This is a genomic window from Streptomyces sp. V2I9 (genome assembly GCF_030817475.1).
In the GTDB taxonomy this organism is placed as follows: domain Bacteria; phylum Actinomycetota; class Actinomycetes; order Streptomycetales; family Streptomycetaceae; genus Streptomyces.
Window position 1 is genome coordinate 5,514,471 of record NZ_JAUSZJ010000002.1, and the last position, 26,617, is coordinate 5,541,087.

The following is a 26,617-nucleotide window of genomic DNA, read 5'->3' on the forward strand; positions in this document are numbered from 1 at the left end:
TACGAACGGTAAGGGTCGGGCGGGGCGGGGCGGAAATGCGGCCGTCCGGCACCGGCGGTCGGGGCGCCGTGTACGGCTGCGGGGCCGGGACCCGGACCGCGTACGGCTCTCGGCTACTGCGGGGCGGTGGGCAGCGGCTGCGGGGGGCGCGGCCCCGTGTACTGCCCGCTCGGCCTGATGCGGAGCGGACGCTCCCCGTACTCCTCCAGTGCGTGGGCGATCCAGCCCGCGGTCCGGGCCACCGCGAACACGGTCTCGCCCGCGTCCGCCGCCATCCCGTGGGAGACCGACAGAACGGCCAGGGCCAGGTCGATGTTGGCGTGCAGCGGGGTGTGCCGCGCTGCCGTGGCCACCACCTCGCGGGCGGTCGCCAGCGCCCCGGCGGCCTGCGGTGCCCGGCCCAGCAGCTCGAACAGGAGCGTCGCCCGGGGGTCCTCGCCCCGGTAGAGCCGGTGGCCCAGGCCGGGCACCTGCCGCCCGGTCCGCAGATGGTCGGCGACCACGGGGACCGCGCTGCCTCGATCCACCGCTTCCTGGAGCATGCGGTGCGCCAGGCCGCTCGCCGCGCCGTGCAGCGGCCCCTCCAGCACGCCGAGGCCGGCCGAGACGACGGCGTACGGGTGGGCCCGTGCGGAGGCGGCGACGCGGGCGGCCAGCGTGGAGGCCGCCAGGTCGTGGTCGATCAGGAGAGCCAGGGCGGCGTCCAGCACCGCGAGGGACGGGGCGTCGGCCGGCTCGGCGGTCAGCCGTGACCACAGCTCCCGCGCCAGGGAACTCCCCTCGGGCGCGGGGCCGCCGAGCGTCGGCAGCGCGCCCACCAGGGTGGGGATCAGGCCGCGCGCGCTGTTGAGGACCGCTTCGGGCGACAGGTCGAACCGCAGGGCGTCGGTGGCCGCGGCGGCGGTCACCGCCACCCGCAGCCGGTCCGTCGAACCGCTGTGCGCGGGCAGCGCGCCGACCGTCCGGCGGGCCGCCGCGAGGGGACCGGCGGGGGCGGTGAACCGCGCGCCCGGCCGCGGCTCGCCCGTCCACAGCCACTCGGCGACCTCCTCGTAGCCGTACCGCCGGGCCAGCTCCGTCGCATCCACCCCCCGGAAGTAGCAGCGGTCGCCCTCGATGAGCGTGATACCGGTGCGGAACGCGAGGTCGCCCCCGGCCGGGGAGGGGTCCCGCCGCCCCGACCGCCGTGCCAGCGCCCGCACCTCGTCGGCGTCGAACGTGCTGCCCCGCCCTCCGGCGGCCCGGACACTGCTCAGCTGGCCCCGGCTGACGTAGGCGTACACCGTCTCCGGCTTCACGCCGAGCAGTTCGGCCGCCTCCCGCGTGGTGAGCCGGGAAGCGCCGTGCCGGCCGGGCTCTGGTTGATCCGTCATGGGACCACCGTATCCATATTCATGAGCCCTCTGTATTGATTCAATCAACATTGACAGATCTTCCATCAAGCATGGACAGTCGAATCAATGTTGCATGCACGGAAGAGGGAACAGCCATGACCACCACCCCTGACGCCCCCGCCGTCCCGCGCGGTCTCGCCGGTGTCGTCGTCACCGACACCGGACTCGGCGATGTCCGCGGCCGCGAGGGCTTCTACCACTACCGGCAGTACTCGGCGATCGAACTCGCGGAGACGCGCGGCTTCGAGGACGTGTGGTACCTGATGGTCCACGGCGAACTCCCCGACCGGGCGGCCGCCGCCGGCTTCGCCGCCCGCACGGCCGCGCTGCGCACCCTGCCCGCCGAGGTGCGCGAGGCCCTGCTCGCCATCGCCCGCGCGAGCGCCGTCTCCGGCCCGCTCGCCGGACTGCGTACCGCGCTCTCCCTGCTCGGCGCCTCGGCCGGCTTCCGCCCGGTGTACGACATCGATGCCGCGCGCCGGCGCGCGGACGCACTCGCCGCGTGCGCGGCGGTCCCCACGATCCTGGCGGCCCTCCACCGCCTCGGTCAGGGGCTGGAGCCGGTGGAACCGCGCGAGGACCTGCCCCACGCCGCGAACTACCTGTACATGCTGACCGGTTCGGATCCCGGTCCCGACCAGGTCCGGGCGATCGAGCGGTACCTCGTCTCGACCGTCGACCACGGCTTCAACGCCTCCACCTTCACCGCCCGCGTCGTGGCCTCCACCGGAGCGGACCTGGCCGCCTGCCTGGTGGCGGCGGTCGGCGCCCTCTCGGGGCCGCTGCACGGCGGGGCCCCCAGCCGGGCCCTGGACACCCTCGACGCCATCGGCACCCCGGACCGCATCGACGGCTGGATCCGCGAACAGGTCCTCTCCGGCCGCCGCATCATGGGCTTCGGCCACCCCGTCTACCGCACCGAGGACCCGCGCTCCCGGATGCTCAAGTCCCTCGCGCAGGACTTCGGCGGGCCGCTCGTCGACTTCGCCGTCGAGGTGGAGGCGCGGGTCGAGGCCATCCTCGCCGAGCTCAAGCCCGGCCGGGAGCTGCACACCAACGTGGAGTTCTACGCCGGAGTGGTCATGGAGCTGTGCGGGCTTCCGCGCGCGATGTTCACCCCCACCTTCTGCGCGGCGCGGGTGATCGGCTGGAGCGCCAATATCCTGGAGCAGGCGGAGGACTCGAAGATCATCCGCCCGGCGGCCCGCTACGTCGGCGCACCCCCGCCGCAGCCGGTCCCGGCTCCCTGACCACTTCGCCCAGGAAGGCCCCCGTTGACCCCGCCCCGCACCCCGCAGATCCCGGTCGTCGTCCTGGCGGGCTTCCTCGGCTCGGGCAAGACCACGCTCCTGAACCACCTCCTCCGCAACCGGGCGGGCACCCGGATCGGCGTGATCGTCAACGACTTCGGGGCCATCGAGATCGACGCCATGACCGTTTCGGGCCAGGTCGGCTCCACGGTGTCGCTGGGCAACGGCTGCCTGTGCTGTGCCGTGGACGCGAGCGAACTCGACACCTTCCTGGAGACGCTGACCCGGCCCTCGGCCCGGCTGGACGTGATCGTCATCGAGGCGAGCGGCCTCGCCGAGCCGCAGGAGCTGGTGCGCATGCTGCTCGCCAGCGACAACCCGCACATCCTGTACGGGGGCCTCGTCGAGGTCGTCGACGCGGCGGAGTTCGACGCCACCCGCGAGCGTCACCCCGAGCTCGACCGCCATCTCGCCGTCGCCGACCTCGTCGTCCTGAACAAGACGGACCGGGTGGGGGAGGCGGAGCGGGAGCGGCTGCGGGCGACGGTCACGGAGCTGAGCGGCCCGGCCGCCGTGATCTCCGCCGTGCACGGCCGGATCGACCCGGAGCTCCTCTTCGATCCCGCGCTGCGGCCGGACCCCGAGGAGATGGCCGGTCAGCTGAGCTTCGAGGACCTGCTGCGGGAGGTGGAGTGCGACGAACACGAGGGGTGCGACGGGCACGGGCACGACCGCCATCTCCACGCGGCGTACGAGAGCGTCGAGTTCACCTCGGACGTGCCGCTCGATCCGCGCCGCTTCATGGCGTTCCTGGACTCCCGGCCCGAGGGCCTGTACCGGATCAAGGGGTTCGTCGACTTCGGCGCGGGGGACCGGGACAACAGCTACGCGCTGCACGCGGTCGGCCGCTTCCTGCGCTTCGTCCCCCGGCCCTGGGCGCGAGGCGAGCAGCGCCTCACCCAGCTCGTCATGATCGGCGCGGGCCTCGGCGCCGAAGCGCTGCGGGCCGGGCTCGCCGCCTGCCGCGCGGTGGACCCGCCCCCCGGAGACCTTGCCGAGGAGGCCGCCGCCGTCGAGCGTGCCATGTGGGGCGTGCTCCGGTACGTCCGCCAGGACGAGGACACCGAGGACGTGCCGGAAGAACGCGGCGGGCTGCGGGGAGCTGCCGCGGAGGTGTGACCCTTCCGCGGCCGCTCCCCGCCGCACGACGAGCTGCCCGCGGCGCCACCGTACGGACGCCTGGAGCAGCCCGTACGGAAGGGGCGCCTACAGCGGCGGGCCGGCGATCACGGCCACCTTCTCCAGCAGCGGCGTGCCCGAACCGTCCCGCCTCGGGTCCGGCTCCGGCAGCTTCGCCGGGGTGCCGTTCTTCTGCGCCGCCCGAGCCGGGGCCGGTCCCGCCCAGGCGAAGACCAGCACGTCCTCGCCCTTCAGGAACCGCTGGCAGCGCACCCCGCCGGTCGCCCGGCCCTTGCGCGGATACTGGTCGAACGGGGTGAGCTTGGACGTCAGCACCGAGTCGTCCAGCGTGCCGTGCGAACCGGCCACCGTGAAGACGATCGCCTCGGCGGCCGGGTCCACCGCCGTGAACGACAGCACCTCGGCCCCGGCCGTGAGCTTGACGCCCGCCATGCCTCCGGCGGGGCGGCCCTGCGGACGCACCGAAGCCGCCGGATAGCGGAGCAACTGGGCGTCGGAGGTGATGAACACCAGGTCCTCCTCGCCCGTGCGCAGCTCCGTCGCGCCCACGATCCGGTCGCCGTCCTTGAGGGTGATGACCTCCAACTCGTCCTTGTTGGCCGGATAGTCCGGCACGACGCGCTTCACCACGCCCTGGAGGGTGCCGATCGCCAGACCCGGCGAGGACTCGTCCAGGGTGGTGAGGCAGATCAGCTCCTCGTCCGACTCCAGCGTGAGGAACTCGGAGATCTGCGCGCCGCCCGAGAGGTTCGGCTCGGCATGGGTGTCCGGGAGCTGCGGCAGGTCGATCACCGAGAGCCGCAGCAGCCGGCCCGTGGAGGTGACCGCCCCGACATCGCCGCGGGCCGTCGCCGCCACCGCCGACACGATCACGTCGTGCTTGGTCCGGCGGGCGTCCTCGGAGATCTCGACCGGCTCCGCGTTCGCCGTGCGGGCCAGCAGGCCCGTGGAGGAGAGCAGCACCCGGCACGGGTCGTCCGCCACCTCCAGCGGCACGGACGCGATCTGCGAACCGGCCGACTCCAGCAGCACCGTGCGCCGGTCCGTGCCGAACTTCTTCGCCACGGCGGCCAGCTCGGTGGAGACCAGCTTGCGCAGCTCGGCGTCCGACTCCAGGATCGCGGTCAGCGCCTCGATCTCGGAGGTGAGCTTGTCCCGCTCGCCCTCCAGCTCGATCCGGTCGAACCGGGTGAGCCGGCGCAGCGGGGTGTCCAGGATGTACTGGGTCTGGATCTCGCTCAGCGAGAAGTGCGCCATCAGGCGCTCCTTCGCCTGCGCGGAGTTGTCGCTGTCCCGGATGATCCGGATGACCTCGTCGATGTCGAGGAGCGCGACGAGCAGGCCCTCGACCAGGTGCAGCCGGTCGCGCCGCTTGGTGCGGCGGAACTCGCTGCGCCGCCGTACGACCTCGAAGCGGTGGTCGAGGTAGACCTGCAGCAGCTCCTTGAGGCCCAGGGTGAGCGGCTGGCCGTCGACCAGCGCCACGTTGTTGATGCCGAAGGACTCCTCCATCGGCGTCAGCTTGTAGAGCTGCTCCAGCACCGCTTCCGGCACGAAGCCGTTCTTCACCTCGATGACCAGGCGCAGGCCGTGCGCCCGGTCGGTGAGGTCCTTGACGTCGGCGATGCCCTGGAGCTTCTTCGCCGAGACCAGGTCCTTGATCTTGGAGATCACCTTCTCCGGGCCGACGGCGAAGGGGAGTTCCGTGACGACGAGGCCCTTGCGGCGGGCCGTCACGTTCTCCACGGCGACGGTGGCGCGGATCTTGAAGGTGCCGCGGCCCGCCGTGTACGCGTCCTTGATGCCGGAGAGGCCGACGATGCGGCCGCCGGTGGGCAGGTCGGGGCCGGGGACGAAGCGCATCAGCGTCTCGACGTCGGCGCCCGGGTGCTTGATCAGGTGCCGGGCGGCGGCGATGACCTCGCCCAGATTGTGCGGCGGCATGTTGGTGGCCATGCCCACCGCGATCCCGGACACCCCGTTGACCAGGAGGTTGGGGTAGGCGGCCGGGAGGACGACCGGCTCGCGCTCCTGGCCGTCGTAGTTCGACTGGAAGTCGACGGTGTCCTCGTCGATCGCCTCGGTCATCAGCGAGGTGGCGTCGGCCATCCGGCACTCGGTGTACCGCATGGCGGCCGGGGGGTCGTCGTTGCCGAGCGAGCCGAAGTTGCCGTGGCCGTCGACCAGGGGCAGCCGCATCGAGAAGGGCTGGGCCATCCGCACGAGCGCGTCGTAGATCGAGGCGTCGCCGTGCGGGTGCAGCTTGCCCATCACCTCGCCGACGACGCGTGCGCACTTCACGTAGCCGCGGTCCGGCCGCAGTCCCATCTCGTTCATCTGGGACACGATGCGGCGGTGCACCGGCTTCATGCCGTCGCGGGCGTCGGGCAGGGCCCTGGAGTAGATCACCGAGTACGCGTACTCGAGGAAGGAGCCCTGCATTTCGTCGACGACGTCGATGTCGAGGATCTTCTCCTCGAAGTCGTCCGGCGGCGGGGTCTTCGTGCTACGGCGGGCCATCGCGGCTGCGACTCCTTCACGGATTCTGTTCGGGCGACCTGAGCTTGTTCGGTTCAACACGAGCTGCTGACGCGGTCCATTGTGGACCTCCGGACTGACAACGCCGACCTCGACCCGTCCGAAGCGGTGGAGGCGGCCCGCCCGCGGGGGCGTCCGCGACACCATCGACGGAAACATCCGGGGAACGGGAACTTCGCCAGGTGCCGGTGCGCTTGCTTAGAGTGGCAGGTCTGGCAGGAAGTCCAGTATCGCGATCGAAGGGACGTACATGCCCATGGGTCACACGGCCACCGCACAGGCCGGCTCCGGCGGCTTGACAGCGACCGAGCACCGCCTGGCCAACGGCCTGCGTGTGGTGCTCTCCGAGGACCATCTGACCCCGGTCGCCGCGGTCTGCCTCTGGTACGACGTCGGCTCGCGCCACGAGGTCGAGGGGCGCACCGGTCTGGCGCACCTCTTCGAGCACCTGATGTTCCAGGGCTCGGGGCAGGTCAAGGGGAACGGCCACTTCGAGCTCGTCCAGGGGGCCGGCGGCTCGCTCAACGGGACCACCAGCTTCGAGCGGACCAATTATTTCGAGACCATGCCCACCCACCAGCTGGAGCTGGCGCTCTGGCTGGAGGCCGACCGCATGGGCTCCCTCCTCGACGCCCTCGACGAGGAGTCCATGGAGAACCAGCGCGACGTCGTCAAGAACGAACGGCGCCAGCGCTACGACAACGTGCCCTACGGCACCGCGTTCGAGCGGCTGACCGCCCTCTCCTACCCCGAGGGCCACCCCTACCACCACACCCCGATCGGCTCCATGGCGGACCTGGACGCGGCCACGCTGGAGGACGCCCGCGCGTTCTTCCGTACGTACTACGCGCCCAACAACGCGGTGCTCTCGGTGGTCGGAGACATCGACCCCGAGCAGACGCTCGCCTGGATCGAGAAGTACTTCGGCTCCATCCCCTCCCACGACGGCAAGCAGCCGCCGCGCGACGGGACGCTGCCCGAGACCATCGGCGAGGAGCGGCGCGAGGTGGTCACCGCCGAGGTTCCGGCGCGCGCCCTGATGGCCGCCTACCGCCTGCCCCACGACGGCACCCGCGCCTGCGACGCCGCCGATCTGGCACTCACGGTGCTGGGCAGCGGCGAGTCCTCCCGGCTGCACAACCGCCTGGTCCGCCGTGACCGTACGGCGGTGGCGGCGGGCTTCGGACTGCTGCGGCTCGCCGGCGCCCCCTCGCTCGGCTGGCTGGACGTGAAGACGTCCGGCGGCGCGGAGGTGGCGCAGATCGAGGCCGCGGTCGACGAGGAGCTGGCCCGGTTCGCCGCCGAGGGGCCCACCCCCGAGGAAATGGAGCGGGCACAGGCGCAGTTGGAGCGCGAGTGGCTGGACCGGCTCGGCACCGTCGCCGGACGCGCCGACGAACTGTGCCGTTACGCCGTCCTGTTCGGCGACCCGCAGCTCGCCCTGACCGCGGTCGGGCGGGTCCTGGACGTCACCGCGGAGGAGGTGCGCGCGGCGGCCGAGGCGTCCCTGCGCCCCGACAACCGGGCGGTGCTGGTCTACGAGCCCATCGAGCCGGCCGGGGACGCCGACGGCGAGCAGGCCGACGAGGGCACCGAGGACGCGCACGAGGGGGCGGCCAAGTGAGCGACGCCGCCGTGACTGGAGTAGCCATGGAGTTCCACCCGCAGCCCACGCCCGGCACGGCCCGCCCCTGGGCCTTCCCGGAGCCCGAGCGCGGCGCGCTGCCCAACGGGCTGACCGTGCTGCGCTGCCACCGCCCCGGCCAGCAGGTCGTCGCGGTGGAGATCTTCCTGGACGCGCCCCTGGAGGCCGAGCCCGAGGGCCTGGACGGGGTGGCCACGATCATGTCGCGGGCGCTCTCCGAGGGCACCGACAAGCACAGCGCCGAGGAGTTCGCCGCCGAGCTGGAGCGCTGCGGCGCCACGCTCGACGCGCACGCGGACCACCCCGGTGTCCGGGTCTCCCTTGAGGTCCCGGCCTCCCGGCTGGCGAAGGCCCTCGGCCTGGTCGCCGAGGCGCTGCGGGCCCCGGCCTTCGCCGAGAGCGAGATCGAGCGCCTCGTCGGCAACCGGCTCGACGAGATCCCGCACGAGCGGGCCAACCCGTCCCGGCGCGCCGCCAAGCAGCTCTCCAAGGAGCTGTTCCCGGCCACGTCCCGGATGTCGCGGCCGCGGCTGGGCACCGAGGAGACGGTCCGGCGGATCGACGCGGCCGCCGTGCGCGCCTTCTTCGACGCGCACGTCCGCCCGTCCACCGCGACGGCCGTCATCGTCGGCGACCTCACCGGCATCGACCTGGACGCGCTGCTCGCGGACACCCTCGGAGACTGGTCGGGCAACGCCGGGCAGACCCGTCCGGTACCGCCGATCACCGCGGACGACACCGCCCGCGTGGTCATCGTGGACCGCCCCGGCGCGGTCCAGACCCAGTTGCTGATCGGCCGGATCGGCGCCGACCGGCACGAGCGCGTCTGGCCCGCCCAGGTGCTCGGCACCTACTGCCTGGGCGGCACCCTCACCTCCCGGCTGGACCGGGTGCTGCGCGAGGAGAAGGGCTACACCTACGGGGTGCGCGCCTTCGCCCAGGTGCTGCGCTCCTCCGGCCCCGACTCGGGTGGCGCCGCCATGCTCGCGATCAGCGGCTCGGTGGACACGGAGTCCACCGGACCGGCTCTGGACGACCTCTGGAAGGTCCTGCGGACCCTGGCCGCCGAGGGGCTGACCGACGCCGAGCGCGAGACGGCCGTGCAGAACCTGGTGGGCGTCGCCCCGCTGAAGTTCGAGACCGCCGCCTCCGTCGCGAGCACGCTGGCCGACCAGGTCGAGCAGCACCTCCCCGACGACTACCAGGCCCACCTCTACGCCCGGCTCGCCGAGACCGGCACCGTGGAGGCGACCGCCGCCGTGGTCAACGCGTTCCCGGTCGACCGCCTCGTCACCGTCCTCGTGGGGGACGCCGCGCAGATCGAGGAGCCCGTGAAGGCGCTCGGCATCGGTGAGGTGTCGGTCGTCTCCGGCTGACGCCTTCCTGCGGCGCACCGCTGCGCACAGGACCCCGACGGGAAACACTTCGTCGGGGTCCTGCTCTTTTGACCGTTTACGTAACTTCATCACCTTCCAGATAATGAGTGCCGGTATGTCCTGTGGGATGTGCGACAGAACCCCTCGTCCGTTTGGCGATGGGAAGTCGCGCCGCCTAGCGTCGGCTCGGCTGTCCGCCACCTTGTGCCGCGTCCGTGGCGCCGGGCAGTCATCGCCGAGTCCCCGTCAGGCGCGAGCCCGGGGAGCCGGGGACCCATCGCAGTCCCTGGGGTGAATCGGAGGTCCGTGCCGTGAACCGGCGCGGGAATCCGTAGGAGACCTTCCTGCTCCGAACCCGTCAGCTAACCCGGTAGGCGAGAAGGAAGGAAAGGATCAGCCTCTCCATGGCGTTCACCCGTGCCACCGGGAAGCACCGTGCCCCGAGCCGCCTCACGCGCCGGAGCGCCCAGGTCGCCGGCATCGCGGCCCTGGCCACCACCGGAGTCATCGGCTCGCTGTCCTCCCCGGCGCTCGCCGCGGACTCCGAGGCCGCCAAGTCCACCGGGGCCGGCCTCTCCCAGGCCCTCGACCTCGACGCCACACTCGCCGACCGGATCGACGCGCAGGCCGACGCCCAGAAGCGGCAGGCCGACGAGATCGCCCGCAAGAAGGCCGAGGCCGCCGCCAAGGCCAAGGCGAAGGCGGAGGCCGCACGCAAGGCCGAGGCCCGCGCCGAGGAGGTGCGCGAGGAGAAGGCCCGCGCCGCCCGCGCCGCCGAGCGTGCCCGGCTGAACGCCTTCCACCTCCCGGTCGCCGGCTCCCACGTCACCACCGGCTACAAGAGCGGCGGTTCGCTCTGGTCCTCCGGCAGCCACTCCGGCGTGGACTTCATGGCCGCCTCCGGCAGCTCGGTCGTCGCGGTCGGAGCCGGTACGGTCGTCGAGGCCGGCTGGGGCGGCGCGTACGGCAACAACATCGTGCTCCGGATGGCGGACGGCACGTACACCCAGTACGGCCACCTCTCCTCGATCGGCGTCTCCGTCGGCCAGAGCGTCTCCTCCGGCCAGCAGATCGGCCTCTCCGGTTCCACCGGCAACTCCACCGGCCCGCACCTGCACTTCGAGGCCCGCACCACACCCGACTACGGCTCCGACATGGACCCCGTCGGCTACCTGCGCTCCCACGGTCTGAACGTCTGACACACCTCCGCGCGATCCATCCGCGCGGCCCCGCCCGTAGGCCCCGGCGTCCGCCGGGGCCTACGGCAATTCCGGCCCGGGGGTATCCCCGAATTCCGGCCTGCCATCGGAAATTCCGGCGGATTGTCATAGAGTCGCGGAACAGACGTCGGGCGGCCGCGTTTCGCGGGGATCGAGGCGGAGGTTCGGATATGCGCATTCCCGCGCAGGCGGTATGCAGGGCCATGCGTGACGACATCGTCTCCGGAGTCCACGGGCCCGGCAGCCGCCTCACGGAGGAGCTGTTGGCCCGCCGCTACGGAGTCTCCCGCGTCCCGGTCCGCGAGGCTCTGCGCACGCTGGAGTCCGAGGGCTTCGTGGTCACCCGGCGGCACGCCGGCGCCTGTGTCGCCGAACCCACCGTCCAGGAGGCGGCCGACCTCCTGGAGATGCGCACGCTCCTGGAGCCGCTGAGCGCGGCCCGCGCCGCCCGGCGCCGTACCCAGGCCCACCTCAAGGTGTTGCGGGGCCTGGTCAGGCTGGGGCAGGAGCGCGCCCGCCGTGGTGAGGGGGAGGACCTGCGCGCCCTGGGCGGCTGGTTCCACGAGACTCTCGCCCAGGCGTCCGGCAGCCCCGGCCTCATCGCGCTGCTCACCCAGCTCCGGCACAAGATCGACTGGATGTACACGGTCGAGCAGCCCGCCCGCCCCGTCGAATCCTGGGCCGAGCGCGGGGCGATCGTCGACGCCGTGGCGCGCGGTGACGCGGAGCGGGCGAGGGCGCTCAGCGCCCAGCACGCCGAACGCGCCGCCGGGGCCCACCGGCTGCGCCGCCCGGATCTCCCGAGGCACCGCACACCGCCCGCCGCCCGTGTGAGCACGCCGCAACATGGCGTAAACACCGCAGGCGTCCGCCATTAACAGAGAAGTCGTATACAGGGAGAGGCGAAAAGCCGGAATGCGTTCCGCGCTGCCCGCACCCCCGAAATTCGCGGGGCGTCCCCCCTTTTTTCTGAATGCGAAAGAGCCGTGACCCCCGGGGGGATCACGGCTCTCGCACACCCGCTTCCGGCCGAGAAGCGCCGCCGGAAAGGGAAGGGCACGGTCAGACGGTCTCGGGAAGCTCTTCCAGACCCTCGGCGACCAGCTTCGCCAGCCGGTCCAGCGCGGCCTCGGCGTCGTCCGCGTCGGACGCGAGCACGATCTCCTCGCCGCCCTGCGCGCCCAGACCGAGCACCGCGAGCATGGAGGCGGCGTTCACCGGGCTGCCGTCGGCCTTGGCGATCGTCACGGGGACGCCGGACGCCGTGGCGGCCCGGACGAAGATGGAAGCGGGGCGGGCGTGCAGGCCCTCGGCCCAACCGACGTTGACGCGGCGCTCAGCCATGGTTCTGCCCTTCACATATCAACGGTTGTCTAGACCAGTCTCTCATGCGGTGCGTGGTGCTGTGCCCGGTCTCCCGCCCGGCCCTGCGCCCCGGATGTCCCCGTTCGGGCCTCCTCAGACTGCCCCGGCACCGGACCCTCCGCGACCGGACTCCCCGCCGTAGGCTTTGCGCATGGAGCCCAAGCCCGAGCAGAGTCCGCATCACGCGTACCCCGACCACTGGGAAGCGGACGTGGTGCTCCGCGACGGAGGCACCGCGCGCATCAGGCCGATCACCACGGACGACGCCGAGCGACTGGTCAGCTTCTACGAGCAGGTGTCCGACGAGTCGAAGTACTACCGCTTCTTCGCCCCGTATCCCCGGCTATCCGACCGGGACGTGCACCGCTTCACCCATCACGACTACGTCGACCGGGTGGGACTGGCGGTCACGATCGGCGGAGAGTTCATCGGAACCGTCCGCTACGACCGCATCGACGACCGCGGCCGCCCCGCCTCCGCCCCCGCCGACGAGGCCGAGGTCGCCTTCCTCGTCCAGGACGCCCACCAGGGCCGCGGCGTCGCCTCGGCGCTGCTCGAACACATCGCCGCGGTCGCCCGAGAGCGCGGCATCCGGCGGTTCGCCGCCGAGGTGCTTCCCGCCAACACCAAGATGATCAAAGTGTTCCGGGACGCCGGCTACACCCAGCGCCGCAGCTTCGAGGACGGCTCCGTCCACCTCACGCTCGACCTCGAACCCACCGAGAAGTCCCTCGCCGTCCAGCGCGGCCGCGAACAGCGCGCCGAGGCCCGCTCGGTGCAGCGCCTCCTCGCCCCCGGCTCCGTCGCGGTCATCGGCACCGGCCGCATCCCCGGCGGAGTGGGCCGCACGGTCCTGCGCAACCTTCTCGCCGCCGGCTACACCGGCCGCACCTACGCGGTGAACCGCGCCTTCGACGCGGACCTGGCCACGCTCGACGGCGTCCCCGCCCACCGCTCGCTCGGCGAGATCGACGAGCCGGTCGACCTCGCGGTCATCGCCGTCCCCGCCCACCGGGTCCCCGAGGCCGTCGCCGACTGCGGCGAGCACGGCGTCCAGGGCCTGGTCGTCGTCTCCGCCGGCTACGCCGAGCGGGGCGCCGAGGGCCGCGAACTCCAGCGCGAACTGGTCCGCCAGGCCCGCTCCCACGGAATGCGGATCATCGGCCCCAACGCCTTCGGCATCATCAACACCGCCGAGACCGTCCGGCTCAACGCCTCGCTCGCCCCCGAGTCGCCCGCCCGCGGCCGGATCGGCCTGTTCACCCAGTCCGGCGCGATCGGCATCGCCCTGCTCTCCGGCCTCCACCGGCGCGGCGCGGGCCTGTCCTCGTTCATCTCGGCGGGCAACCGGGCCGACGTCTCCGGCAACGACTTCCTCCAGTACTCCTTCGAGGACCCGGACACGGACGTCGCCCTGCTCTACCTCGAATCGCTCGGCAACCCCCGCAAGTTCACCCGGCTCGCCCGGCGCACCGCCGCCGTGAAGCCCGTCGTCGTGGTGAAGGGCGCCCGGCACAGCGGAACCAACCCGCCCGGCCACGCGGTCCCGGTCAGCCGTATCCCCGATGCCACGGTTTCCGCGCTGATGCGCCAGGCCGGGGTCATCCGGGTCGACACCGTGACCGAGATGGTCGACGCCGGCATCCTGCTGGCCGGCCAGCCCCTCCCGGTCGGCCCGCGGGTCGCCATCCTCGGCAACTCCGAGTCCCTCGGCCTCCTGACGTACGACGCCTGCCTCGCCGAAGGGCTGCGCCCGCGCCCGCCGATCGACCTCACCACCGCCGCCTCACCGCAGGACTTCCGGGACGCGCTGGCGGCGGCGCTCGCGGACACCGCCTGCGACGCCGTGATCGTCACGGCCATCCCGTGGGTGGGGGAGAACGGGGAGGCCGAGTCCGGCGACGGCCAGGTGCTGGCCGCCGCCCTGCACACGGCCGTGGCCGGAGGCTCGGCCAAGCCGGTGGCCGTCGTCCATGTCGAGATCGGGGGACTCGCCGAGGCGCTGGCCGCCGCGAGCAGCACGGCCGCCCCGCGCCCCCGCTCCACCACGCCCCGAACCGCGCCCCCGGAAGCCGCCCCCGACCGGGCGGCGGCGGACACCCCGGCCGCACCCCGGACCTCCGAGGCGGCCGCCGCCCCTGGCTCACCGGCCCCCGCCTCCGGGCAACCGCGGCCCACCACGCCCGCGGCCCCGCCCCACCCCGGCCGCATCCCCGCCTACCCCGCCGCCGAACGCGCCGTACGGGCCCTCGCGGAGGCCGTGAAGTACGCCCAGTGGCGGCGGCAGGCGGCCGTTCCCGGCAAGGTCCCCGAACTCCTCGACGAGACCATCGACGAGGCCGGGGCCGCTGACCTGATCGAGGCCCGCCTCGCCGCCGCCCCCGATCCGCGCGGACGGCAGCTCAGCCACGACGAGGCCCGCGAACTCCTCGGCCGCTACGGCATCGACGTGCGCCCCACGCTGCCCGCGCCCGACCCCGACGCGGCCGTCGCCGCGGCCGCCCGGCTCGGCTACCCCGTCGCCCTCAAGACCACCGCGCCCCACCTGCGCCACCGCGCCGACCTCGGCGGGGTCCGCCTCGACCTCGCCGACGAGGACGCGCTGCGCCGGGCGTACGGAGAGCTGACCGGCCTCCTCGGCAAGCCCGCCGAACTGCTCCCCGTCGTCCAGGCGATGGTCCCGCGCGGCGTGGACACCGTCGTCCGCGCCTCCATCGACGCGGCCGCCGGGGCCGTCATCTCGTTCGGCCTCGCGGGCGCGCCCTCCGAACTGCTCGGCGACACCGCGCACCGGCTGGTCCCCGTCACCGACCGCGACGCCGCCGAGCTGATCCGGTCCATCAGGGCGGCCCCGGTGCTGTTCGGCTGGCGCGGCGCGGCACCGGTCGACACGGCCGCGCTGGAAGAGCTGCTGCTGCGGCTCTCCCGGCTGGTCGACGACCACCCCGAGGTGGTCTCCGTCGCCCTCGAACCGGTCGTCGTCGCCCCGCACGGACTGACCGCGCTCGGCGCGACCGTCCGGCTCGCCCCGCCGCCCGCCCGCAGCGACCTGGGCCCCCGCCGCCTTCCGAACTACTGAGCCCCCCGGCGATCGGCGGGGGGACGCCGGGGCGTCCCCGGCAGCCACCCGCCCGCCGTAGGATGGTGCCCATGGCAAAGACCGGTACGACGACCCAGGGGCTGCGCGCGGCGATCGAGCGCAGCGGCTACTACCCGGCCCTCGTGGCCGAGGCGGTGGAGGCCGCCGTCGGCGGGGAGCCGGTCGCCTCGTATCTGGTGCACCAGGAGACCACGTTCGACTCCAACGAGGTCCGCCGCCACGTCACGGTCCTCGTCCTGACCGAGCACCGGTTCATCGTCAGCCACACCGACGAGCAGGCCGCCGACAGCAGCTCCCCGACGCCGTACGCCACCACCTCGACCGAGTCGGTCAAGCTGGAGCGGATCTCCTCCGTCGTGGTCAGCCGCATGGTGGCCAACCCGGAGAAGTACGTTCCGGGCACCCTGCCCCGCGAGGTCGTCCTGACCATCGGCTGGGGCGCGGTCTCCCGGATCGACCTGGAGCCCGCCGCCTGCGGCGACTCCAACTGCGACGCCGACCACGGCTACACCGGCAGCTCCACCGCCGACGACCTGAGCCTGCGGGTCAGCGAGGCCGGCGACGGCCCCGACACCGTGCGCCAGACCCTCGCCTTCGCCCAGTCGCTCTCCGAGGCCACGGCCGCCACCGCGGCGACCGGCCGCTGATGGCGCAGCCCGCGTGGCAGGACCCCGTTCCGCTGGCCCTCGACACCGCGCCCGTGCCCGAGTACGGCAGCGGCTCGCTCGCCGACCTGCTGCCGACGCTCGTCGCCGGGCAGGAGGTGCCCGGCTTCACCGCCGCGATCCCCGAGCTGACCCCGGCCGACCGCAACTGCGTCTTCCTGATCGACGGCCTCGGCTGGGAGCAGATCAAGGCCCACCCGGACGAAGCGCCCTTCCTGCACTCCCTGCTCCCCACCTCGCGCGGCGGCACCGGCCGGCCGCTCACCGCGGGCTTCCCCTCCACCACCGCGACCTCGCTGGCCTCGGTGGGCACGGGGCTGCCGCCCGGCGAGCACGGTCTGCCCGGCTACACCGTGCGCGATCCGGGGACCGGCGAGCTGATGAACCAGCTCCGGTGGAAGCCGTGGACCGAGCCCAAGGTCTGGCAGCCCCACCCCACGGTCTTCCAGCGCGCCGACGCCGCCGGCGTGCGCACCGCGCAGGTCTCCGCGCCGATGTTCGAACAGACGCCGCTCACCAAGATCGCGCTCAGCGGCGGCTCCTTCCTCGGCCGGCTCTCCGGCGAGGAGCGCATGGACGTCGCCGCCCAGCGGCTGGCCGCCGGAGACCGCTCGCTCGTCTATACGTACTACAGCGAGGTCGACGGCAAGGGCCATCGCTTCGGCACCGACTCCGACGCCTGGCGCGGCCAGCTCATGTACGTCGACGGGCTCGCCCGCCGCCTCGCGGAACAGCTTCCGCCGCGCTCGGCGCTCTACATCACCGCCGACCACGGCATGATCGACATCCCCTTCGACGAGCAGTCCCGCATCGACTTCGACGAGGACTGGGAGCTCGGCGCGGGCGTCGCCCTGCTCGGCGGCGAGGGCCGTGCCCGCCACGTCTACGCGGTACCGGGCGCCCGGGCCGACGTGCTGGCCGTCTGGCGCGAGGTGCTGGGCGAACAGTTCTGGGTGGCGAGCCGCGAGGAGGCGATCGCCGCCGGCTGGTTCGGTCCGGTGATCGACGAGCGGGTCCACGGCCGGATCGGCGACGTGGTCGCCGCCGCCCACGACGACGTGATCATCACGGCCTCCGTCAACGAACCCCACGAGTCCGCGATGGCCGGTGTGCACGGCTCCCTGACCCCCGTGGAACAGCTCGTCCCCCTCCTCGAAGTACGCTCGTAACCCTCCCGTTCCCCGACCGACCCCCTCCGAAAGGTGCTCGACCCCTCATGCCCGAGCTGGTGTTCTTCTCCGGAACCATGGACTGCGGAAAGAGCACGCTGGCCCTGCAGATCGGTCACAACCGCTCGGCGCGCGGCCTCCAGGGCGTGATCTTCACGCGGGACGACCGCGCGGGGGAGGGCAAGCTCTCCTCCCGGCTCGGCCTGGTGACGGACGCCGTCGAGGCCGATGAGGGCATGGACGTCTACGCGCACATCGTGGACCGGGTGAGCCGGGGCGGCCGGGTCGACTACGTGATCGTGGACGAGGCGCAGTTCCTCGCCCCGACGCAGATCGACCAACTGGCCCGCGTCGTCGACGAGCTGGGCCTCGACGTCTTCGCCTTCGGCATCACCACGGACTTCCGCACCAAGCTGTTCCCCGGCTCCCAGCGACTGATGGAGCTGGCCGACCGGATAGAGGCCCTCCAGGTCGAGGCGCTCTGCTGGTGCGGGGCGCGCGCCACGCACAACGCCCGTACGGTGGACGGCGAGATGGTCGTCGAGGGTGCGCAGGTCGTGGTCGGCGACGTCAACCGGCCGGCGGGCGAGGTCGGTTACGAGGTACTGTGCCGCCGCCACCACCGCCGCCGCATGACGAGCGGCTCCGCCCGTGCCGGCGCCCTCTCGCCGGACGTCCTGCCGGTGCCCTCGGACTGAGCCGCGGGGCCGCCGGCCCGCCCCCGGCATTCAGTCCGGGGCCATCTCGCCTACGCCGAGAAGTCACCGGAGTCGGCCAGGCTTCCCTCGTCCGACCCCCGTCCGGGGGCGCACCACGAAGGAAGTAACCACCGATGGATCGCAGATCGTTCATGGCCACGACGGGCCGCGCCTCCCTCCTCGCGGGCGGGGCCCTCACCGCGGGCGCCGCGCTCGCGGCGCCACCGGCCGCCGCCGCTCCGGCGCCCGACGAGCGCGGCCGCCACGATGGCGGGCGGACGGTGCGGTTCAACATCATCAGCGACATCCAGGGCGACCTGGCCGACTTCGGCAAGGCGCTCGACGACCTGCACCGGATCAACCCCGGCAGCGCCGGACTGGGCATCGCGGGTGACATCACGCCCCGCGGCTACGACTTCGAGTACGCCGAGGTCCGCCGCACCCTCCAGCGGCACCGGCACCCCGCGAGCGTCGCCTGGGCCATCGGCAACCACGAGTTCTACGTCCCCAAGTACAGCGACCCGAACACGCTCGCCCAGGACACCTGGCCCAACGGGACCACGGAGGACTCGCTCTTCCGCAGCTTCTACAACTTCGCGGGGCGGAACAAGGTCTACACCGAGATGTCGTTCGGCGGCGTCCCCGTCCTGACCCTCGGGACCGAGCGCTACGCGCACTACCACGACGCGAAGCTGTGGGACGAGGTGTGGATCAGCGACGCGCAGTTCGCCTGGCTGGAGGACCGGCTCGCCCACTGGTCGCGGCGGCGGAGGCCCGTCATGGTGCTGACCCACCACCCCCTGCCCAACACGGTGTCGGGCACCCGCAACAAGCTCTACCTCGGCGACTACCTCCAGCCCGACCGGCTCCTGTCGATCCTCGGCCGCCACAAGGACGTGTTCCTCTTCTCCGGCCACACCCACTGGGACCTCAACCTGTCGGACTGGGCGGTCCGCAGGGTGGTCCCCGGCACCGGGAACCTCGACGGTTTCACCGTCGTGAACACCTCGGCGGTCCAGACGGGCTGGACGGACGACGGCAAGGGCGGCGAGGTCGCGGTGGGCGGCACGTTCAACCAGGGCCTCCAGGTCGAGGTGGGCCCGCGCACGGTCGTCATCAAGGCCCGTGACTTCTCCACGGGCACCTGGCTCAAGCAGCTCACGGTCCCGCTGCACACGGCGGCCTGAGACGGGAGGCGGGACGGGAGGCCGGATCGGCGGCGGCCCCGTCCCGCCCGCCCTTCACCGTCCGAAAGCGTCGCTCCCCGCCGACCTGACGATGGTGAACACGGCGCCCTCCGGGTCCGCGACCGTCGCCAGCCGGCCGCTCGACGCCTCGCGCGGCGGCTGCAGCACGCGTCCACCCAGCTCCACCACGCGGGCCGCCGCCAGATCGGTGTCGGCGACCTCGAAGTACGTCATCCAGTGCGGCCCCCGGTCACGCGGCAGCGCATGGCCCACCCCGTGCAGCGCTGCCACCGGGACGCCGTCCAGGTGCAGGGTCTGGTAGTCGAAGTCGGCCGAGAGGACCGCCTCCGTCTCGTAGCCGAAGACCGTCTGGTAGAACTTCGCGATCGTCGAGGTCTCCCGTGTCACCAGTTCGTTCCAGACGGGGGTGCCGGGCACGCCCGCCGTCATCGTGCCGATGTGCTCCGACCCCTGCCAGATGCCGAAGACCGCCCCGCTCGGGTCCGACGCGATGGCGAGCCGCCCCGCCTCGCCCGCGTCCAGCGGACCGACCGCGACCGTCCCGCCGCAGGAGCGGACGGCCTCCGCCGTGGCGTCGGCGTCGTCCGTGGCGAGGTAGGTGGTCCAGGCGATCGGGAGGTGCCGGTCGGGCGGGAGCTGGCCGATGCCCGCGACCTCCTCGCCGTGCAGCAGCCCGCGTACGTAGGGGCCCAGCTGATCGGGGCCCGGCAGGAACTCCCAGTCGAACAGGGCGCCGTAGAACTCCTGGGTCGTGGTCAGGCCGTGCACGATCAGACTCACCCAGCAAGGTGTTCCGGGCGTACGCCGGGCGGGGGCCTCGGTCATCGTCTTTTCTCTCCTCGGACCGTTGTGGTGGCCGTACGGGGGAAGGGGGCGGGCGCGCCGCCCCCGGTCGGGGCGGGGCCCGCGTGCCCCGTGCAGATGCTCGCACCCCCCGGGGCGGGGAGCGTACCGGCCGCGCCGCGTCGTCCCGGTGCCCGGCGAAGGACGGCCGGATTCCCGCCGACCGTCCTGTCCGCTGTGGTTACGGGCGCCCGGTGCGCTGCGCGAGGATGGCGCCCATGAAGCCCATCATCACCGCATCCGCATACGCGAGCGAGTCGGCCGGACCGCGGCCGCCCGTCGTCCTGGACGTCCGCTGGCAGCTCGGCGGTCCGCACGGCCGCGCCGACTACGAGGCGGGCCACCTGCCCGGAGCCGTCTTCGTCGACCTCGACAAGGAGCTCGCCTCCCCGGCGGGCGAGGGCGGCCGCCACCCCCTCCCGGACCCGGAGGTCTTCGGAGCCGCGATGCGCCGGGCCGGGGTCGGCCAGGACACCCCCGTCGTGGTGTACGACGGCGGCCAGGGCTGGGCCGCGGCGCGGGCCTGGTGGCTGTTGCGCTGGGCGGGACACCGGGACGTACGGGTGCTGGACGGCGGGCTCGCCGCCTGGACGGGCGACCTCTCCACCGAGGTACCGCACCCTGCCGAGGGCGATTTCCGGCCGAAGCCCGGGGCCCTGCCCACCCTGGACGCGCAAAGCGCGGCCGCCTTCGCCCGCTCGGGTCTGCTGCTCGACGCGCGGGCGGCCGAGCGCTACCGGGGCGACGTGGAGCCGATCGACCGGGTCGGCGGACACATCCCCGGAGCAGTCTCCGCCCCCACCACGGAGAACACCGGCGCGGACGGGCGCTTCCTGCCGGCCGACCGGCTCGCCGCACGGTTCGCCGGGCTGGGCGCGGAGAGCAGCCCCGAAGGCGTGGGCGTGTACTGCGGTTCCGGGGTCTCCGGCGCCCACCAGGTGCTGGCCCTGGAGATCGCGGGCATCACGGGCATCCTGTATCCGGGCTCCTGGTCCGAGTGGTCCTCGGACCCCTCCCGGCCGGTCGCCACGGGTCCCGAGCCCCGGTAAATCGCCCGCCCCGGCCGGGGCGGGCGACGACGCGGGGGCGGGGCCGGTGCGCGGACGCGCACCGGCCCCGCCCCCACCGGCCGTCATTCCTGGTCAGTCCTGCTTCTTGCGCCGGGTGCCGAAGACGATCTCGTCCCAGCTCGGCACCGCGGCCCGGCGGCCCGGCCGCACCCCGTCCGCCTCGGCCTGACGGTCCGTCGTCCCGGTCAGCCGGTCGCGGTGGCCGGCCACGGCCCGAGGCATCAGCACGTCCGCGTAGGCGGAACCCGCTCCGGCCGAAGCGGCGGCGGGCGGTTCGTCCGCCTCCGCCTCCTCCGCCGGTTCGAGCGCGGGCGGCTCGGGCTGCGCCGGCCGCTCGGGCACCACCATGTCGCCGCGGAAGCTCGGCACCGCCTCCAGCAGGCTGGTCAGCGAGTCGCGCTCACCGCCCGAGGCGCTGCTCACGTACTCCTCGGGCTCGGCGGCCGGAGCGGGCCGCTCGATCTGCCGGTCCAGGGCCCGGTCCAGCGGGCGGTCGCGGTCGACCTGCCGGTCGAGGCTGCGGTCCAGCGGCCGGTCGCGCGGCAGCCGGGCGATCCGGGGGACGAAGGGGAAGCTGGGCTCGGGCGCGGCGTCGTCGGTCTCGCCGATCAGGGAGCGGGCCTCGTCGTCCACGGCCTGGACCAGCCGCCGGGGCGGGTCGTACGTCCAGCTCGCCGAGTGCGGTTCCCCCGCGACCCGGTAGACGAGCAGGACCTCCCAGGTGCCGTCGTCGCGGCGCCAGGAATCCCACTGGACGGTCTCCTTGTCGGCGCCGCGCAGCAGGAGGCGCTCCTGCACCGCCTCGCCGAGCTGGGGACCGGTGTTCTCGCCGGGACGGCGCACGGGGGTCTTCCGGGCCCGTTCGGCCATGAAGGCGCGCTCCGCGAGCACGGGGCCCTCGAAGCGGCGTACACGGTCGACCGGGATGCCCGCGAACTGGGCGACCTCCTCCGCGGAGGCGCCGGCTCGTATCCGGGCCTGGATGTCGCGGGGACGGAGGTGGCTCTCCACCTCGATCTCGATCTGGCCGAGCCGGGCGCGGTCGTTGCGCACGGCGGCGCGCAGCCGCTCATCGATCGGAAGCGTGTACTCCGTGCTGTCCGCAGCCTTGAGCACCAGTCGTGTGCCGTCGTTGGAGACGGCCACGACACGCAGTTCGGGCATGGGGACCTCCCGGGTGGTGCCTGCCGACGTCACGTGCGTCGCTGCTTCCGCTAGTCGAGTGTGACCTGCCCGGGTGCAGCCTGCCACAACCTTGCCAAGTTGCCCGGCGTGTCGGGCGCTCGTCCCAGGGTGCCACCATGACACGGTTGTCCATTGCGACCCAAAGTGACCGATTTGGCCGCCTTGTGTAGCGGGCATCCGTGCGATGCCTCGAAACCGCCGGTTCGGGTGCCGCCGTCGGCCCCCTCCGGTGGCTGCGGAATCCCACGTCGGAGTCCGCCCCAGGGCTCGTCACAGTACTCCATTCGGGCCACCGGGGTGGACCGGCGCGCCGCCGAAGTTCTCACGAGGTGCGGGAGTTGATGTACCCCGTTCTGCGTGAATCGCCCCTGACGCGTGTTGTGCTTCACGCAATCCCCGGAAGCGGAACTATCCGCTTCGCTCATTTGTCCCTTCCTGGTGCATGGTGGGAGAGATGTCAAGCAGGGGCTGGTAATGGTTCAGAAGCCGGAAAACGACACGGAACAGAAGGAAAAGCGCATAGACCTGAGTCTCCCGCAGGTCGCCGGGAGCGCTGTGGCCGCCGTCGCGGCGGCGGTGGCCGCCTCCCAACTGGGGGTGTACGGCACGATCGCCGGGGCGGGCGTGATGAGCGTCGTCGCCACCTGTGGCGGCTCGGTCTTCCAGCACTTCTTCCGCCGCACGGGTGAGCAGATCCGCGAGGTGACGGTCCAGGTGGTCCACCCGGAGGGCCGCCAGGTGACGGTGCACACCAAGGAGACGACGCCCGCCGGGCGCAGAGCCGCCGCACGGCGGTCCGACCCGGAACCGGAGCGGGAGCCGGCCGAGGACGCCACGACCGTGCTGCCGACGGTGGACCCCGGCACGGTTCCGGAGGTGGTCCCGGACGCGGAGAGCACACGACCGCTTCCCCCGCTCACCGCCGCGGACCCCGACCGCACCCAGCTGCTCGACCTCGGCGACGCGCGGACCAGGATGCTCCGCGTGCCGCCGCCGGGCGGAGGCCACGCGGCCGGCGACGACGACCGCACGCGGATGCTGCGGGGCGACGACGCCCGTACGCGACCGATCCCACGGACCGGAACGGTCCCGGCCGCCGCCGACGAGGAGTTCGGTGCGGGTGTGACGCACGGCACCCGGCTGCGCGGCTGGAAGCGCCCGGCGCTCGCGGCCGCCGCCGTCTTCGCGGTCTCCATGGCCGGGATCACCGTGTTCGAGATGATCTCGGGCAACGACCTCAGCGGCGGCCAGGGCACCACCCTCAGCTCCGTGGTGCGCGGCGGCGGCGACCGGGACCCCGGCCCCGCCGACCCCACGCCCTCCGAGGACACCCGCCGGGACGGCGGCACGGACGGAGAGCCGACCCCCGGCGACCCGACCGGTTCGACCCCCGCCACGGACGGCGGCGACGGCAGCGGTACGAGCCCGGACCCCGGGACGGGTACCGGAGGGGAGAAGCCCACCACCGGGCCCACCCCCACCCCGACGCCCTCCGGCTCCACCGGCGGGACCGCACCCGCCCCGTCGCAGCCCACCCCCTCGGCCCCCGGCGACACCGGCACCGAGGCGCCTCCGGCCGGCACGGGCATCGCCCCCGGCCAGGGTGAGCAGGGCCCGCCCGCCGACGACGCCGGGTGACCGGCCTACCGACCGGCGGCACGACGCGCCTCGGCCCCGGCCCCCTCACGACGGAGGGCCGGGGCCGAGGCGCGTACCGGGAGCCGCGAGACTCAGTCGCCGAGCACACGCCGCAGGTAGTCGTTGCCGAACATGCGGTCCGGGTCCAGCCGGTCGCGCAGCGCGGTGAACTCCCCGAACCGCGGATAGAGCTCGGAGAAGTAGGCCGCGTCCCGTGTGTGGATCTTGCCCCAGTGCGGCCGGCCCGCGTGCGCGGTCATGATCCGCTCGACCGCGGTGAAGTACGAGCGGTGGGGCGTGCCCCGGTACAGGTGGACGGCGATGTAGGCGCTGTCCCGGCCCGACGCGGTCGACAGGGTCATGTCGTCGGCCGGAGCGGTGCGCACCTCGACCGGGAAGCTGATCTTCAGCGGAGAGCGTTCGACCATGGCCTTCAGCTCCCGCAGCGCCGCCACCGCCCGCTCGCGCGGAACGGCGTACTCCATCTCCACGAACCGCACCCGGCGCGGGCTGGTGAAGACCTTGTACGGGATGTCGGTGTACGTACGCGCGGACAGCGCCCGGCTGGAGAGCCTGGCGATCGACGGGATCGTCGCGGGGACCGCGCGGCCGAGCGAACAGGCGACCTGGAAGACCCCGTTGGACAGCAGCTCGTCGTTGATCCAGCTGCTCACCTTGCCGGGCGGGGCGGCCGGACCGGCGCTGCGGTTGTTGCGCTTGGTGGTGCAGTTCCCGGTGTGCGGGAACCAGTAGAACTCGAAGTGCTCGTTCTCGGCCACGAGCTGATCGAACTCCGAGGTGACCCGGTCGAAGGTCATCGGCTCCTCGCGGGCCGTCAGCAGGAAGATCGGCTCCACGGCGAGGGTGACCGCGGTGATCACCCCGAGGGCGCCGAGTCCGATCCGGGCCGCGGCGAAGATCTCCGGGTTCTGCTCGGCCGAGCAGACCAGCACCGTCCCGTCGGCGGTCACCAGCTCCAGCGCCCGGATCTGCGCGGATATCGACGCCGAGTCCCTGCCCGTGCCGTGCGTGCCGGTGGAGGTCGCCCCGGCGATCGTCTGCTCCATGATGTCGCCCATGTTCGTGAGCGACAGACCCTCGCGGGCGAGTGCGGTGTTGAGCCGCTTGAGCGGAGTCCCGGCCTCCACCGTCACGGTCATCGCCTCACGGTCGATGTCCCGGATGCCGGTGAGCAGGTCGGGGCGTATCAGCACGCCGTCGGTGGCGGCCGCCGCCGTGAAGGAGTGGCCCGAACCGACGGGTTTCACCTTCAGGCCGTCCGCGCCCGCGCGGCGCACCACGTCCGCGAGCTCCTCCACGGAAGCGGGGGACTCGGTGTGGGCGGGGCGTGCGGTGACGGTGCCCGCCCAGTTGTGCCACGTGCTCGTCCTCGTCCGTGCGTAGGTGTCGGTCATCTTCCCCGCGCCCTCCCGTCGTAGCCGGCCCGGCCAGCCGGCGATGTCCCGGAAACGCCGCCGCCGCCGCCGCGAGCGCTCCCGCCGCGACGGGCATCGCGTACCCCGCCTTCGCCCCGGCGGCGTCGGCCACCCGGCCGACGGCAGGGGAGCCGGGCGCCACTCCCACCGCGAGCCCGGTACCGGTCCGGGTCATGCCCTCGGTCAGCTTGGTGCGCGGTACGCGCGCTTCGACGAGGGCCATGGCGACCACCGTCGGTGCGATGGCGAGGCCCGCGACAAAGAGCGCCACGGCCGGCAACGGAAGGTTCCCGGCCAGTTGGAGGGGGATCATACTCACGGCCCTCGCGGCGCCACCCACCAGCCACCAGGTCGCGGGGCGCCCCTTCGGACCCGGCGGCCCGGACGCGGGGCGCCGGATGTCGGTCGCCGCTCCGTCCGAGGCGGGTGGCAGGATCGGTGTCATGTCCGATCTGCGCGAGCCCGCTCCCTACGACGCCCTGCTGCTGCTCTCCTTCGGCGGTCCCGAGGGCCCGGACGACGTGGTTCCGTTCCTGGCGAACGTGACCCGCGGCCGCGGCATCCCCGAGGAACGCCTCAAGGAGGTCGGCCGGCACTACTTCCTCTTCGGCGGAGTCAGCCCGATCAATGCGCAGAACCGTGCCCTGCTCGACGCGCTGCGCAAGGACTTCGCCGACCACGGCCTGGACCTCCCGGTCTACTGGGGCAACCGCAACTGGGCGCCGTACCTGACCGACGTCCTGCGGGAGATGACCGAGGACGGCCACCGCCGGATCGCGGTCCTCGCCACCAGCGCCTACGCCTCCTACAGCGGCTGCCGCCAGTACCGCGAGAACCTCGCGGAGTCACTGGCCGTCCTGGAGGCCGAAGGGCTGGAGGTGCCGCGGGTGGACAAGCTGCGGCACTACTTCAACCACCCCGGCTTCGTGGAGCCCATGGTGGACGGCGTCCTCGCCTCGCTCGCCGACCTCCCCGAGGACATCCGCGCCGACGCGCACATCGCGTTCACCACCCACTCCATCCCGACCTCCGCCGCCGACGCCTCGGGCCCCGGGGAGGCGCACGGCGACGGTGGCGCGTACGTCGCCGAGCACCTGGACGTGGCCCGCCTGATCGTCGAGGCGGTGCGCGCCGAGACCGGCGTCGAGCACCCCTGGCAGCTCGTCTACCAGTCCCGCAGCGGGGCCCCGCACATCCCGTGGCTGGAGCCCGACATCTGCGACCACCTGGAGACCCTGCACGGCGAGGGCGTCCCGGCGGTCGTGATGGCACCCATCGGCTTCGTCTCGGACCACATGGAGGTCCTCTACGACCTCGACACCGAGGCGAAGGCCAAGGCCGAAGAGCTCGGACTGCCGGTGCGCCGTTCCGCCACGGTCGGTGACGACCCGCGCTTCGCCGCCGCCGTACGGGACCTGCTCCTGGAGCGTGCGGCGAGCGAGCGCGGCCGGGCGGTGGAGCGCTGCGCGCTGGGTGCGCTGGGCCCCTCCCACGACCTCTGCCCGGTCGGCTGCTGCCCCGCCAGGGCTCCGAAGCCTGCGGCGGCGGGCGCGGACAGCCCGTACGCGTAACCGTACGACCGGCCCGTACGACCACCCGTCCGGCCCACCGATCACC

At 73.2% G+C, this 26,617-nt stretch carries 20 protein-coding genes, 1 pseudogene and 1 riboswitch; of the genes and pseudogenes, 14 read left to right on the forward strand and 7 right to left on the reverse strand.

What is annotated here, in order from left to right:
- Positions 1-113 precede the first annotated feature (113 nt).
- Positions 114-1,373, reverse strand: coding sequence for a citrate synthase (locus QFZ71_RS24195; RefSeq protein ID WP_307670263.1), 1,260 nt, complete (start codon positions 1,371-1,373; stop codon positions 114-116).
- Between the two features lie 116 nt (positions 1,374-1,489).
- Here QFZ71_RS24195 and QFZ71_RS24200 point away from each other — a divergent pair, with 116 nt between their 5' ends.
- Entirely contained in the window at positions 1,490-2,644 is a 1,155-nt protein-coding gene (locus tag QFZ71_RS24200; protein WP_307670264.1) for a citrate synthase, read from the forward strand.
- A gap of 24 nt (positions 2,645-2,668) precedes the next feature.
- Complete coding sequence (locus tag QFZ71_RS24205; RefSeq protein ID WP_307670265.1) at positions 2,669-3,823, forward strand: GTP-binding protein; 1,155 nt, start codon at positions 2,669-2,671, stop codon at positions 3,821-3,823.
- Positions 3,824-3,910: 87 nt separating this feature from the next.
- On the opposite strand, the gene QFZ71_RS24210 is transcribed toward QFZ71_RS24205, so the two are convergent.
- Entirely contained in the window at positions 3,911-6,364 is a 2,454-nt protein-coding gene (locus QFZ71_RS24210) for a DNA topoisomerase (ATP-hydrolyzing) subunit A (RefSeq protein ID WP_307670266.1), read from the reverse strand.
- A 268-nt stretch (positions 6,365-6,632) separates the two neighbouring features.
- Between QFZ71_RS24210 and QFZ71_RS24215 the strand changes: the two genes are divergently transcribed.
- The 4 genes from QFZ71_RS24215 to QFZ71_RS24230 all read left to right on the forward strand — a co-directional run bounded on the left by QFZ71_RS24215 (position 6,633) and on the right by QFZ71_RS24230 (position 11,501).
- Complete coding sequence (locus QFZ71_RS24215) at positions 6,633-8,006, forward strand: pitrilysin family protein (protein WP_307670267.1); 1,374 nt, start codon at positions 6,633-6,635, stop codon at positions 8,004-8,006.
- A 26-nt stretch (positions 8,007-8,032) separates the two neighbouring features.
- A complete protein-coding gene (locus QFZ71_RS24220) occupies positions 8,033-9,403 on the forward strand; it encodes a pitrilysin family protein (protein WP_307671564.1) in 1,371 nt (456 codons plus the stop codon).
- A 223-nt stretch (positions 9,404-9,626) separates the two neighbouring features.
- A riboswitch (cyclic di-AMP (ydaO/yuaA leader) is annotated at positions 9,627-9,794 on the forward strand.
- A 13-nt stretch (positions 9,795-9,807) separates the two neighbouring features.
- Positions 9,808-10,602, forward strand: a complete 795-nt coding sequence (locus QFZ71_RS24225) for a M23 family metallopeptidase (RefSeq protein ID WP_307670268.1) — start codon at positions 9,808-9,810, stop codon at positions 10,600-10,602.
- Between the two features lie 191 nt (positions 10,603-10,793).
- A complete protein-coding gene (locus QFZ71_RS24230) occupies positions 10,794-11,501 on the forward strand; it encodes a GntR family transcriptional regulator (protein ID WP_307670269.1) in 708 nt (235 codons plus the stop codon).
- 184 nt (positions 11,502-11,685) lie between these two features.
- Here QFZ71_RS24230 and QFZ71_RS24235 read toward each other — a convergent pair whose 3' ends face one another.
- The gene (locus QFZ71_RS24235; protein ID WP_307670270.1) at positions 11,686-11,967 is read right to left on the reverse strand and encodes an HPr family phosphocarrier protein; all 282 of its coding nucleotides are present in this window, start codon (positions 11,965-11,967) and stop codon (positions 11,686-11,688) included.
- Positions 11,968-12,139: 172 nt separating this feature from the next.
- Between QFZ71_RS24235 and QFZ71_RS24240 the strand changes: the two genes are divergently transcribed.
- The 5 genes from QFZ71_RS24240 to QFZ71_RS24260 all read left to right on the forward strand — a co-directional run bounded on the left by QFZ71_RS24240 (position 12,140) and on the right by QFZ71_RS24260 (position 18,807).
- Positions 12,140-15,067 carry a GNAT family N-acetyltransferase gene (locus QFZ71_RS24240; RefSeq protein WP_307670271.1) on the forward strand — a complete coding sequence of 976 codons (2,928 nt, stop codon included), beginning with the start codon at positions 12,140-12,142 and terminating at the stop codon, positions 15,065-15,067.
- A 71-nt stretch (positions 15,068-15,138) separates the two neighbouring features.
- Complete coding sequence (locus QFZ71_RS24245; RefSeq protein WP_307670272.1) at positions 15,139-15,735, forward strand: DUF5998 family protein; 597 nt, start codon at positions 15,139-15,141, stop codon at positions 15,733-15,735.
- Complete coding sequence (locus QFZ71_RS24250; protein WP_307670273.1) at positions 15,735-16,922, forward strand: alkaline phosphatase family protein; 1,188 nt, start codon at positions 15,735-15,737, stop codon at positions 16,920-16,922. The genes QFZ71_RS24245 and QFZ71_RS24250 overlap by 1 nt, the downstream gene beginning before the upstream one ends.
- A gap of 47 nt (positions 16,923-16,969) precedes the next feature.
- Positions 16,970-17,620 carry a thymidine kinase gene (locus QFZ71_RS24255; protein ID WP_307670274.1) on the forward strand — a complete coding sequence of 217 codons (651 nt, stop codon included), beginning with the start codon at positions 16,970-16,972 and terminating at the stop codon, positions 17,618-17,620.
- Between the two features lie 134 nt (positions 17,621-17,754).
- Positions 17,755-18,807 carry a DUF4073 domain-containing protein gene (locus QFZ71_RS24260; protein ID WP_307670275.1) on the forward strand — a complete coding sequence of 351 codons (1,053 nt, stop codon included), beginning with the start codon at positions 17,755-17,757 and terminating at the stop codon, positions 18,805-18,807.
- Positions 18,808-18,861: 54 nt separating this feature from the next.
- On the opposite strand, the gene QFZ71_RS24265 is transcribed toward QFZ71_RS24260, so the two are convergent.
- The gene (locus QFZ71_RS24265; RefSeq protein ID WP_307670276.1) at positions 18,862-19,653 is read right to left on the reverse strand and encodes a VOC family protein; all 792 of its coding nucleotides are present in this window, start codon (positions 19,651-19,653) and stop codon (positions 18,862-18,864) included.
- Between the two features lie 236 nt (positions 19,654-19,889).
- On the opposite strand from QFZ71_RS24265, the gene QFZ71_RS24270 reads away from it, so the two are divergent.
- Positions 19,890-20,720 carry a sulfurtransferase gene (locus tag QFZ71_RS24270; RefSeq protein ID WP_307670277.1) on the forward strand — a complete coding sequence of 277 codons (831 nt, stop codon included), beginning with the start codon at positions 19,890-19,892 and terminating at the stop codon, positions 20,718-20,720.
- 93 nt (positions 20,721-20,813) lie between these two features.
- Here QFZ71_RS24270 and sepH read toward each other — a convergent pair whose 3' ends face one another.
- On the reverse strand, positions 20,814-21,905 hold the full coding sequence (gene sepH / locus QFZ71_RS24275) for a septation protein SepH (protein ID WP_307670278.1): 1,092 nt from the start codon (positions 21,903-21,905) through the stop codon (positions 20,814-20,816).
- Positions 21,906-22,400: 495 nt separating this feature from the next.
- Here sepH and QFZ71_RS24280 point away from each other — a divergent pair, with 495 nt between their 5' ends.
- Entirely contained in the window at positions 22,401-23,564 is a 1,164-nt protein-coding gene (locus QFZ71_RS24280) for a hypothetical protein (protein ID WP_307670279.1), read from the forward strand.
- A 92-nt stretch (positions 23,565-23,656) separates the two neighbouring features.
- Here QFZ71_RS24280 and QFZ71_RS24285 read toward each other — a convergent pair whose 3' ends face one another.
- The gene (locus QFZ71_RS24285) at positions 23,657-24,979 is read right to left on the reverse strand and encodes a D-arabinono-1,4-lactone oxidase (RefSeq protein ID WP_307670280.1); all 1,323 of its coding nucleotides are present in this window, start codon (positions 24,977-24,979) and stop codon (positions 23,657-23,659) included.
- A pseudogene (locus QFZ71_RS24290) lies at positions 24,939-25,367 on the reverse strand (MFS transporter); the annotation flags it as partial. The pseudogene QFZ71_RS24290 and the gene QFZ71_RS24285, both read right to left, overlap by 41 nt.
- Positions 25,368-25,443: 76 nt before the next feature.
- On the opposite strand from QFZ71_RS24290, the gene QFZ71_RS24295 reads away from it, so the two are divergent.
- Positions 25,444-26,571 (forward strand): ferrochelatase, encoded by a 1,128-nt coding sequence (locus QFZ71_RS24295; protein ID WP_307670281.1) that lies wholly within the window; start codon positions 25,444-25,446, stop codon positions 26,569-26,571.
- Positions 26,572-26,617 lie beyond the last annotated feature (46 nt).